The sequence below is a fragment of the Pedobacter sp. MC2016-24 genome (genome assembly GCF_015223055.1).
GTDB lineage: Bacteria > Bacteroidota > Bacteroidia > Sphingobacteriales > Sphingobacteriaceae > Pedobacter.
Genome location: NZ_JADFBX010000027.1, coordinates 19644 through 31947, shown reverse-complemented (window position 1 = coordinate 31947; position 12304 = coordinate 19644). Strand labels below are relative to the sequence as shown.

Here is a 12304-nt window from a genome sequence, read left to right as displayed (position 1 = left end):
TAAAAAAACCCGCCCGCCCAACAAAAAAAAAACCCCCCCCCCCCCCACCGCATTATTTATTCATACAAAATTACAGTGCAACTTTAAACATCAGCGCTGCTACAGTCAGGTTAGTTCTGCTATCAATTAAAATTGCTGCGCCATTGGCTTTATTATCTGTATACAAGTCAAAGGCAAGTTCATCAGCTGTTTTGACTACAATACGGCCAATGTCATTCAGTTTAAAATCGTAAGCATCTTGTTTTTCCAGCGTATTGATATCCACTTTATAAACGATCTCACTGATCTTACATTTGGTCACTTTGCTATTGTGCTGTAACAGATAAGTAATACTTTCATCTAAAGGACGGGCATCCATCCAGCATACATCAGCTTCAATCAGTTTACTATTTTGTGGCAAATGGTCAGAGTTGACCAATACATCACCCCTGCTGATGTCGATGTTATCTTTCAAATGCAAGGTTACAGACTGGCCAGCAAAAGCACGGTCAGGACGCTGGTCAAACAGCTCAATCCGTTCAATAACGGAGCTGCTACCAGAAGGCAGTACCGTAACCTTATCATTCACTTTAAATTCGCCACTGAGTACGCGCCCCGCATAACCGCGGTAGTCGTGTAATTCGTCTGTTTGTGGTCTGACTACCCATTGTACAGGCATACGTGCCAGATCAGACTCAGCCCCGGTTTCTACATCTACACTTTCCAGGAAATGAAGCAGGCTACGACCGCCATACCAGGGCATGTGTTCCGATTCGTTCACCACGTTATCCCCTTTTAAAGCACTTACCGGAATAAAAGTTACGTCTTTCAATTTGAGTTGTGCTGCCAATGCTTTATACTTATCCGTAATGGCATTGTAAACGGTCTCGCTATAGCCAACCATGTCCATTTTATTCAAACAAACCACCACATGCTCAATACCCAGCAAAGAAACCAGGTAAGAATGGCGAATCGTTTGTTCTACCACGCCATTTCTGGCATCAATTAGAATGATGGCCAATTTAGCTGTTGAAGCACCTGTAACCATGTTTCGGGTATATTGAATGTGTCCCGGTGTATCCGCAATGATGAACTTGCGTTTCTCCGTTTGGAAATATTTGTAAGCCACATCAATGGTAATTCCCTGTTCACGCTCTGCCCTTAAACCATCTGTCAGGATAGCCAGGTCAATCGTACCGTCGTCATTTTTACGGTTCGATTGCTGTAAAGCTTCCAGCTGATCTGCAAGAATAGAATCTGTATCATATAATAAACGACCGATTAAGGTACTCTTACCGTCGTCAACACTACCTGCTGTAAAAAATTTAAGTATATTCATTAAAAGTATCCTCCCTTTTTGCGGTCTTCCATTGCAGCTTCTGACACTTTATCATCCATGCGGGCACCACGTTCACTAATTTTCGACGAGCTGATTTCCGCAATAATGTCGTCAATCTGATCTGCCTCAGACGCTACCGCAGCTGTACAGCTCATGTCTCCTACCGTACGGAAACGTACCGTTTTACGTTCTACCACATCATCTGCATCCATATTTAAAAATGGCGATGCAGCCATAAGTTGTCCGTTACGCGTAATGACATCCCTTTGGTGTGCAAAATAAATCGTCGGCAGCTCAATATTTTCTCTTTTTATGTAGTTCCATACATCCAGTTCAGTCCAGTTGCTGATCGGAAACACACGTACATTTTCACCTTTATGAATTTTGCCGTTGTAAATGTTCCAGAGTTCCGGGCGCTGGCGTTTCGGATCCCATTGTCCAAATTCATCTCTGACAGAAAAGATCCTTTCTTTCGCCCTTGCTTTCTCCTCATCCCTTCTTGCACCGCCAATACAGGCATCAAATCCATGTAAAGCAATCGTATCCAGCAAAGTAACGGTTTGCAAACCATTTCTGCTGGCATTTTTACCCGTTTGTTCCACTACTTTACCCTGATCGATAGAATCCTGGACATGACCTACGATTAGCTTTTCACCCAGGCGCTCTACCATTTGATCCCGGTAGGCAATGGTTTCCTCGAAATTATGACCGGTATCAATATGTACCAATGGAAAAGGAAATTTGCCTGGTCTGAAAGCCTTTTCTGCTAATCTGACCAGGGTTATAGAATCTTTACCACCAGAAAACAGCAATGCCGGCTTTTCAAATTGCCCTGCCACTTCACGTAATATGTGAATGGCCTCGGCCTCTAATTCATCTAAATAATCTAAGTTGTATTTACTCATTTTCTTTGCAATTACTTAGTGGCATGCAGGCCACATTCTTTTTTAGACTGATCTTCCCACCACCAGCGTCCGGCTCTAAAATCTTCGCCTTCCTGTACTGCCCTTGTGCATGGCGCACAGCCGATGCTGGGGAAACCTTTATCGTGTAAAGTATTGTAAACAATATTGTGCTTTTTAACATAAGCTTTCACTTCTTCCAGCGACCAGTAAAAGATCGGATGGAATTTGATCAGCTGGTTTTGTTCATCCCATTCCAGATTGCTCATATCGGTACGGTTTAAACTTTGTTCGGCACGGATGCCTGTTACCCAAGCCCTTTGACCAGCAAGGGCTCTCTTTAACGGCTCCAGCTTACGAATATAACAGCATTCTTTTCTATTTTCAACAGATTCGTAAAAACTACTTGGTCCTTTTTTATTCACCATTTCCTGTAAAGCTACTGCTTGTGGAAAATAGGCATGAATCGGTTTATTGTAGATCTCCAGCGTACGGTTCCAAACGTAATAGGTTTCTGGAAACAATCTTCCGGTTTCCAGGGTAAAAACCTCAATTGGAATATCATTGCTAAAAATCATATGGGTAATGACCTGGTCTTCCCAGCCAAAGCTGGTTGAAAACACGATTTTACCGGCATACTGTTCCGCAAAAAAACGAAGGGCTGCGATTGGATCAAGGTCTTTAATTTTTATAGCGATTTCTTCTAAATTCTCCTTCATCATTAAATCAATTTAAGTACAAAGTTGACGATGCTACGCAGACTCACAAGGATGACGATAATACCGACTGATACCATAATGGCCTTTGCAGAGATTTTATTGGACACTTTTGCTGCAATTGGTGATGCCAGGGCACTTCCAATGACCAATCCGGCAACAGCTTCCCAATGTGCACCATTTAACATGGTGATGAATGTAAGCGAACTCATCAGCGCGATAAAGAAACGGGTGATTTTAACCGTACCTAAAGAGAACCTGGGGTTTCTACCGCCCGCGATCAAGCTCGACAATACAATTGAACCCCAGCCACCGCCACCAACAGCATCGATAAATCCACCAAACAAGCCCAATAAAGGGATTTTCTTGATTTTATCTTTTCCGCGTTTCAACTTCACCTGATACGCTTTAGATAAAATTACAAATCCAAGAATCAAGGTATACAAAGAAACAAAGGGTTTGGTATAAGCACTGTAATGCTCCAAAGAGGACAACAGATACGCTCCCGTTACAGCACCAATAATTCCCGGAATCAGCAACAGTTTGAAGAGCTTCCAGTTCACATTTCCAAAACGGTAGTGCATCCAGCCCGCGATTCCATTACTCAAAATTTCTGAGAGGTGGACTGCCATACTCGCTGAGGCTGGTGGTATGCCCATGGCCAGTGAAAACGAGGTTGATGTAACACCATAAGACATACCTATGGCACCATCGATCATGGCAAATACGAAACCACCCAACAGGAACCAATAAAATATGGGATCAAGGTTGACCAGGTAAGCCTGAAATTCAGGCTCTTTATGCCAGAATGCAGTAATGACAACAGCCAAAGACAATACAATGGTTGTCCAGATCAGCCATTTAAAATTCTTTTTCGGCTTCTCCCCTTCCTCGACCAGCACAGAGGTTACCTCATTTAGCTTTTTAACTTTGGCCGCAAAATTGCCATTTAAAGTATTTCTAAGGGCTTCCATGTTTTGCAGGGTGTCATTGAGTTCGTTCGGCAAGTTATCACTCAATACCTCTTTCAATCTCTTGGCTATTGTTGGTGATTTGCCGTTGGTAGAGATTGCAATTTTCAGATCTCCCTTTTTCACTACCGAGCCCAGGTAAAAGTTACAAAGATCTGGTTTGTCGGCAAAGTTGACCAATAAGTTGCGCGCGTCAGCCTCTGTACGAATCTGCTGATTCAGTAAGGCGTTGTTGGTTGCAGCAATGACCAAATCTGCAGCATCCAGATCGCTGGCTGCAAATTCTTTCTGGATTACCTGTACCAATCCGCTGTTGTTAGCGAGTGCCTGCAGTTCAGGATGAATTTCCAGACCGATAACCGTAATTTTGGCATTCGGACTGTTGGCTAACAGCGCTGACAATTTCTCCAGACCAATAGGTCCGGCGCCAACCAGTACCGTGTGGATGGTATCCAATTTCAAGAAGACAGGAAATAATTGATTGCCTTCCATATGGATTATTGCTCTTCTTTTAATGCGTTAAAAAACTCTTTAATCGGTAAGAATGAAGGATGAAGGGAAACCACTTCACCAAATATCAATAAAGCCGGTGCTTCAATTCCTTTTTCTTCGACTACTTCAACAATGGTATCTACAATTCCGATGGCCAGCTTTTCATTCTCTGTTGAACCACTCTGAATTGCAGCTACAGGCAGTAAGCCTTTGCCTTCATTCTGAAACAGTTTCACGATTTCTTTGAGTTTACCTAAACCCATCAATACCACTACTGTGGCCTTAGAACGTGCAGCTTCGTATAAATCGTTAGATATTTTGCCTGATGATGTGGTTCCTGTGACCACCCAAAAGCTTTCACTCAAACCGCGGTGTGTAACCGGAATTTGTTGTAAACCTGGTACGGAAATGGAACTGGATAAACCAGGGACTACCGTTACGGGGATACTGTAACCCGCTGCATAATCCAACTCTTCGTAACCACGACCAAATACAAAAGGATCACCTCCTTTTAAACGAACCACATGGCCATAGTTTAAAGCATAATCGATCATGAGTTTATTGATGGCATCCTGACCATAAGAATGTTCACCGGATCTTTTGCCAACATACACTTTAATGGCATCCGGATTTGCATAATCCAACACCCCTTCATTCACCAGGGCATCATACAATACCACATCTGCACTTTTAAGCGCATTTGCCCCCCTCATGGTAATCAATTCCGGATCGCCCGGACCAGCACCTACCAGCGTGATGCGTGGTTCTTTTATATTTTTTGGAGTACTCATTATAATTGTCCCTCTCTTTTTGCTTGAATTGTACGGTAAAAGTCTTCTACGGCAGCTAAATACGCAGTCGCGAAAGCTGCTGTAGGCTCGTTTTTATTGATTTGCAAGACCAGGTCATTAAATGATCCGTCAATCGCAAATTCGCCGGTCTCAACATAGTTTTTATCAAACTCTCTGATCACACCAATCTGGGTACTGCTGTTTACGCCTTTATCTAAAAGTAAAGCTTTTGCAGCGCCGACAAATACCGCATAAGTATGATAAATGGCATCCGCCCATGCTTCCGCCTCAAACGAAGCTTTGGCCCAGCCCAGTTTTTCTTCTGATTCGAGTAATAAGGTTGCAACCAGATCGATCACCACACCCGCACATTCGCCTACACCTATTGCGGTAGCAAAAGTTTCTTCATGTCCCCAGTCCACAAATTCTTCATCTTTCAGGTTACTCAGATCGGCTAAAGGTTTCAGCAACTGGTAGAAATAGTCTTTGCCGTTTCTGTCATAATATTGATGGAAGCTTTCTCCTTCTCCGGATTTGGTAGCAAAATCGTCAAGTAGAGTCCTCAACACATCTGTAGCTCTTTTTGAAGGGGCTTTGATCACACGCTCAGCTACGCGGCCTGCACCATCACCAACAGTACCACCACCTAACATTACCTGTACAGCAGGAACAACTTTTCCATTGGCCTTAACAGAGCTTCCATGGAAACCGATGTGCGCCAAACCATGCTGTCCGCAAGAGTTCATGCAACCACTGATTTTGATTTTAATGTCCTTGTCGTAAATTAATTCTGGATATTCCTCATAAATCACCTCTTCCAGGGCAACAGAAAGCGACATGCTATTGGAAATCCCCAGGTTACAGGTATCTGTGCCCGGGCAGGTTGTAACGTCAGCAATGCTATCGAAACCAGGTTTGGCAAAGCCCAGCTCTTTGAGGTTAACATACAATGATGGCAATGCGCCTTCATGCACAAATTTCAAGAGCAGTCCCTGGTTTTGCGTAATCCGGATCTCATCGGCAGCAAAAGGACTGATTGCAGCAACGAGTTCACGGGCAAGCGCGGTTTCAATATCGCCCTTACTTACTTTAATGTATACGCCGTAAAAACCAGTTTGTTTTTGCGCAATTACATTCGTTGCACGCCAGTGTTTGTAATCCAGACTGTTAATTACCTCATCCAGAACCGGGTAATCCAATAATGCAGGAATTTGTGGTTGCGCAACAGTATCCCGATCAATTTTAAAAGATTTAGATTTGATGGCTACGCGTTCTTCTTCGATCAGACGGAGTACTTCGTCTAGTCCTAATTTTTGAACCAGGTATTTTAAGCGGGCTTTATTGCGGTTTGTTCTTTCACCATAACGGTCAAATACACGCAGCATCGCCTCTGCATAGGGAATGATCTGGTCTTCATGTAAAAACTCATGAACCAGTTCTGCCAGAAATGGCTGGGCACCCAAACCACCACCGAGGAGGACTTTAAATCCACGCTCACCCTGTTCATTTATTTTGGGTATAAAACCAAGATCATGGATATAACTATAAGCTGTGTCCCGCTCATCAGAGGAGAAAGAAAACTTAATCTTACGCCCCATTTCCTGGCAAATTGGGTTACGTAAAAAATAGACAAAGAAAGCATGTGCATAAGGCGACACATCAAACAGCTCATTGGGGTTGATACCTGCGTCAGGAGAAGAAGTCACATTCCGAACCGTATTACCACAAGCTTCACGAATGGTCACATCATCACGTTGTAACTCTTCCCAAAGCTGGGGCGTACGGTCCAGGCTCACATAATGAATCTGAATGTCCTGACGCGTAGTTAAATGCAGATTTCCACTTCCGTATTCATCAGATACATCTGCAATCCGTAAAAGTTGTTTGAAAGTAACCTTTCCAAATGGGAGTTTAATCCGCACCATCTGCACACCAGGTTGCCTTTGTCCGTAAACACCACGCGCTAAACGCAGGCTTCTAAACTTTTCATCATGAATTTTTCCTTCGCGAAATGCCCTGATCTTTCTTTCCAGATCGATGATGTCTTTTTCGACAATAGGATTTTCTAACTCTGTCCTAAAACTTTGCATGCTAATTGGTCTTATTTAAAAAAAGCTTCTCCGTCTGGGAGACTGGAGAAGCTTCAAATTTATAATCTCAACAGTCCATAATTCTACCTGTACATGCAGCGCATGATCTGGCAATTTTGACTGTTGTTAGTTTTGTTCATAAAGCAAATATATAAAGTATACAGGACTAGTAGTATATATTTTTATGCAAAACTTACAATTAACTGAAAAACAAGCTGTTAATTTTCAAACAAAAAGACCTTTACCCCGTATGTAGACGAGATAAAGGTCTGAATAAATTTTATGGATTGACAAATCAACCCTAAGTTTTAGCGCTTGTCGATAGCCGCTTTAACACCAAGTGTAAACCATGAACCTGGCATAGGCACCGCACTTGCTTCAATGTATTGTACATTAAAAAGATTGGCAGCATCTACATAAATACTATATTTTTCTTGTTTGAACGCTAGCCTTGCATCCATTACGGTATACTTTTTATAATTGATCCGCTCCTGATAGCGTGCAGTAAGCGTTAGGTCCACCAATTTAAAAAAGCTTGCATTTACTGTACCACTTAACTGGTTCCTTAAGCTTTCCACTGCATAACGTGAAATGACAGCGCTGGCGAGTGTTGTTTTAAAGCTTGGATCAAGATTGGTATAGGATGCACCAAAGCGCATTTGATTGAGTATGCCCTGCATTGGCTTCAGACTATAGTCTGCGCTAAGCGTAAAACCTTTTGTATTTACACGACTGAAGTTCTGTGGCTGCCATGGATCAGTTTGTACTGATTTTACCCAATCAATGAAACTGTCAATACGCCGTACAAAATAACTTACATTCAAGGCGAATTGTTTATCGTTATACTTTAAACCACCTTCTGCGTATTTTGATTTTTCAGGTTTAAGTAAATCATTGCCGATATTGGTTGGTCCTTTATAATACAAATCGGTGTAAGTTGGTAAGCGTTGTCCGGTTCCCAGATTGGCAAATAACCGCCAATTGCCATAAATATTATAGCCTACATCAATTCCAGGGAAAGCCTGCCAGCCATAGTCGCTGTTGTAGTTCGTATACGCACCAAGGTTAACCATCAGACCTTCCACTTTATCAAATTTATACTCAGCAAATATACCGGCATTGGTTCGGTCCCTTTTACCCAGATTGGTACTATTGATGTGTTCCGTTCTGCCTTCTAAGCCAAGTCCGAATGTTCCAATCCCGGTTTGGAACGTATTGTTCAATTCTACATCAAAAACATTGGTTTTATGCAGGTTATGAAATTTATCAGGAGTTTGTTTGATGTATAAGTAGTCATCCACGTTATTCCTGTAACTGATGCGGGGTGACATTGTCCAGTTTTCAGTAATTTTTGTGGTGTAGGTGATCGCTGCCAAAGTGGTCTTTACAGTTTCCTCTGCCTCTTTATCTCCCGGAGCCGCATAAAAAGCATTGGCACCAAAATTATTGTGTGTATAACCGGCAATCACATCCAGGCCGTCGGCTTTACCTACTTTTATTTTTCCCTGATAAAAGAACTTCTGGTTGTTGAACGCGGTATTGTAACGATAACCATTTCCAGCCTCCTGCGATGCAGAGAGCAAATGGCTGGCTCCTTCGGAAACCAGACTTGCGCTGGCCTGTACACCATAATTGGCATAAGTACTTCCAGAAACTTCATCTTTTTTGAAAGAACTACCGGAAAACAAATTGGCAGAAACGTCGGTTTTTTGCGGGGTTCGTGTCACGATATTAATTGCGCCAGTCAGTGCATTGATTCCGTATATACGTGATGCTGAACCTCTTAAGACTTCGATATGGTCGATATCATTCTTATTAATCGGCAGGTTCATCATGTTGTGGCCTGTTTGTGGGTCTGAAACTTTAATCCCGTTCACCAATACCAGGGTTTGATCAAATGTACCTCCATCTAAACTGATATCGGCCTGTACACCACCTGGCCCACGCTGACGGACATCTACGCCTGAAACATAACTGAGCAATTCGGAAATTGATCGCGCCGGCAAACTTTTAATTTTCTCACTGTCAATAATCCAAATGTTGCGGTTCTGTTTTGAAAACGGCAATTGCAACCTATTCTCTTTCACCATCACCTCAGTCAGGTGATTGGTCAGGGTATCTTTTCCTGATGCAGTCTGATCCTGCGCATAAGTAGACAAAGCACTGAGGAGCAGCGTAGCGGGAAAAATGATTTTCTTAAAGGACATCTTAATTTTAATTTCGGCGCCAAATATAATACGTTTGAGACTATCATCGTTATTTTAATTTAGGGCAAAAGCCGAAATGTCTATAACACTGCTTTAGCGTTATGTGTACAGTGTGGTATCCCGGATACCAAATTGCATCTGCATTCCTGGAAATCTAACAAAAACCTTTATTTGGAGATCAACACTTTTATCTCTAAGTTTATAATTCATTGATTAGCAATTCATAATCAATAGAACCACATCCAAATAAACATTAAACCAAATGAAACCTTCAAAACTTTGTTTTGCCCTAATCAATTTGCTTTTGCTCGGCATTGTTAGTCGCGCTTCCGAACCGCCACAAACGAATAAACCTTTTCCACAGCATGCTATTTACACCAAAAATACCATTAAGCCCAATCACAAAACACAGCAGCAACTGGATGCTGATGTAGCCATGGTATATGAACGCTGGAAAAAAAACTACCTAACGGAAGACATTGGCACGAAAGGCCTTTATTATATTAAATATCAAAAAGAAGCTGGAAAACCGGTAACCGTTTCAGAAGCACATGGCTATGGTATGGTGACGATGGTCTATATGGCCGGCGCGGACAAAGATGCCAAAACCTATTTTGACGGGATGTACCACTTTTTTAAAGCACATCCCAGCAATGGCAATCCAAAACTCATGAACTGGCAGCAAAGCATTAAAAATGGAAAGGTGGTTTCTGTTGGTGGCAGTTGTGCCACAGACGGGGATATGGATATTGCCTATGCCCTGCTGCTCGCAGATCAGCAATGGGGAAGTAAGGGCGAGATCAATTACAAAGCGGAAGCTTTAACAATCATCAATGCTTTAAAAGCTTCTATCCTGCATTCCAGGTTTAGAACGTTAAAGATGGGCGACTGGGCATCACAGGAAGGTTCCAGGATAAATGATGGGACGCGACCGTCCGACTTTATGCTTCAGCACATGAAAGCCTATAAAAATGCAAGTCAGGATGCGGTATGGGATACCGTTGAAACGAATACTTATAAAATTGTAAATTACATTTTCAACACTTATAGTCCCAACACCGGCTTAATGCCTGATTTTGCGGAATACAAAAATGGAAATTTTGTACCGGCAAACGGGCAGTTGCTTGAAGATCCCAATGATGGTTCTTACTCCTACAATTCGGCAAGGACGCCCTGGAGAATTGCAACTGACTACCTGACGACAGGTGATAATCGTGCGCAAAAGCAATTAACAACGCTGAACAGCTGGATTAAAAAAAACAGTTCAGAAAATCCATCACAGATTTATTCCGGTTATCGCCTGGACGGTACCGTCTTAAATAACAGGACCTACCAGGACCTGACTTACCAGGCGCCTTTCCTGGTCAGTGCCATGATCGATAATGGTAACCAGCAATGGGTAAACAAATTATGGGACAATGCCGTAAACAACCACAACAGTTATTTTGGAGATTCCATTACCATGCTTTGCCTCATTACAGCCTCTGGAAACTGGTGGATTCCTTAATCATCCTAAGATTGTCATATTGAGTAACATTATTTATTCTTTATCATCCAACCAGTACTTTTATCAAATTAACAAACCGGATGAAGAGAAAAATCAATATACTGCCCATTGCAATTATGCTTATACTTTTTGCAGTGTTAAACTTATATGTACTGTCGGGCATTCATACTTTAAGCGTCAACCCGCTCATAACCCCTTTATTTTGGGGCTTCGTAGCCCTCGCCACTGGCCTGATGATTTATTCATTGCAAAGGATGCGGGACAATGGCATGGATATCCTGTTCAAAATCACTACACATATTTTCCTGGTGCTTTTTGTGGCTGAACTGGTTTTTATTGTCATTTTAATCCCGGGAGATGCCTACAGGCTGATCGCCGGAAAACCCCGCAGTTTGTATTGGGTTTCATTTGCCATGGTCCTTTTTATCACCACCATTTCCCTATTTGTTTACGGGATTGTAAAAGGAAAATATGCTTACCGTGTAATTAAACATACGCTTTATTTTGATGATTTACCAGATGCGTTTGAGGGCTTTACCATCACGCAAATCTCTGATGTACATGCTGGAAGTTTCCAAAACCCGAAGGCCGTACAAAAAGGGATTGACCTGATCAAAGCGCAAAACTCAGATTTATTTGTTTTCACGGGAGACCTGGTCAACAATAAAGCTGAGGAAATTAAGCCATGGATCAGTTACTTCTCACAAATTAAAGCACCTTACGGGCAGTTCTCGGTCTTAGGCAACCACGATTATGGCGACTATGTGAAATGGGAAAGCGAAGGTGTTAAGGCCGCCAATTTATTGCAACTGAAAGAATACCATGCAGAACTGGGATTTAAACTACTCCTGGATGAGCATGTGGAACTTTACAAGCGTGGTGAGCGGATTATCCTGGCGGGAGTTGAAAACTGGGGACTGGGATTTGGAGAACGTGGCGATTTAAAAAGGGCGCTCCAGGGTGTAAATCCTGCAGACTTTAAAATATTGCTTTCTCACGATCCTACACACTGGGATTCGGAAGTGAAACAGCTCAACAACAAAATACACCTGACTTTATCCGGGCATACCCACGGTATGCAGTTTGGCATTGAGGCTTTTGGAATCAAATGGAGTCCCGTGAAATACAGGTATGCCCACTGGGCGGGCATTGCGAGTGAAAACGGCCGTTTTTTAAATATCAACAGGGGTTTTGGCTTTCTTGGATTTTCGGGACGCGTTGGGATCTGGCCCGAAATTACAGTGATTGAGCTGAAAAAAAAGCAAGTATAAAATATTAGTTTAGTCAAATGAAGGTTGTTTTCCAACAAA

At 42.4% G+C, this 12304-nt stretch carries 9 protein-coding genes; 2 read left to right on the top strand and 7 right to left on the bottom strand.

The genetic code is table 11. The annotated features are described in order from the left end of the window. Window positions 1-70 precede the first annotated feature (70 nt). The 7 genes from IM797_RS27995 to IM797_RS27965 all read right to left on the bottom strand — a co-directional run bounded on the left by IM797_RS27995 (window position 71) and on the right by IM797_RS27965 (window position 9487). The gene (locus IM797_RS27995; RefSeq protein WP_194130535.1) at window positions 71-1318 is read right to left on the bottom strand and encodes a sulfate adenylyltransferase subunit 1; all 1248 of its coding nucleotides are present in this window, start codon (window positions 1316-1318) and stop codon (window positions 71-73) included. Beyond that, a complete protein-coding gene (cysD, locus tag IM797_RS27990; RefSeq protein WP_194130534.1) occupies window positions 1318-2223 on the bottom strand; it encodes a sulfate adenylyltransferase subunit CysD in 906 nt (301 codons plus the stop codon). The genes IM797_RS27995 and cysD overlap by 1 nt, the downstream gene beginning before the upstream one ends. Before the next feature lie 11 nt (window positions 2224-2234). Beyond that, entirely contained in the window at window positions 2235-2939 is a 705-nt protein-coding gene (locus IM797_RS27985; protein WP_228099179.1) for a phosphoadenylyl-sulfate reductase, read from the bottom strand. A gap of 2 nt (window positions 2940-2941) precedes the next feature. After that, the gene (locus tag IM797_RS27980; RefSeq protein WP_194130532.1) at window positions 2942-4399 is read right to left on the bottom strand and encodes a TSUP family transporter; all 1458 of its coding nucleotides are present in this window, start codon (window positions 4397-4399) and stop codon (window positions 2942-2944) included. A 5-nt stretch (window positions 4400-4404) separates the two neighbouring features. Next, window positions 4405-5190 (bottom strand): uroporphyrinogen-III C-methyltransferase, encoded by a 786-nt coding sequence (cobA, locus tag IM797_RS27975; RefSeq protein WP_194130531.1) that lies wholly within the window; start codon window positions 5188-5190, stop codon window positions 4405-4407. Then, the gene (locus IM797_RS27970; RefSeq protein ID WP_194130530.1) at window positions 5190-7280 is read right to left on the bottom strand and encodes a HEPN domain-containing protein; all 2091 of its coding nucleotides are present in this window, start codon (window positions 7278-7280) and stop codon (window positions 5190-5192) included. The genes cobA and IM797_RS27970 overlap by 1 nt, the downstream gene beginning before the upstream one ends. A 308-nt stretch (window positions 7281-7588) precedes the next feature. After that, window positions 7589-9487, bottom strand: a complete 1899-nt coding sequence (locus IM797_RS27965) for a TonB-dependent siderophore receptor (RefSeq protein WP_194130529.1) — start codon at window positions 9485-9487, stop codon at window positions 7589-7591. A gap of 262 nt (window positions 9488-9749) precedes the next feature. Here IM797_RS27965 and IM797_RS27960 point away from each other — a divergent pair, with 262 nt between their 5' ends. Together IM797_RS27960 and IM797_RS27955 are read left to right on the top strand one after the other, a co-directional pair. Then, entirely contained in the window at window positions 9750-10994 is a 1245-nt protein-coding gene (locus IM797_RS27960; protein ID WP_194130528.1) for a glycosyl hydrolase family 8, read from the top strand. 80 nt (window positions 10995-11074) lie between these two features. After that, window positions 11075-12265: a metallophosphoesterase gene (locus tag IM797_RS27955; protein WP_194130527.1), complete on the top strand. Its 1191-nt coding sequence runs from the start codon at window positions 11075-11077 to the stop codon at window positions 12263-12265. The last annotated feature ends 39 nt before the right edge of the window (window positions 12266-12304 follow it).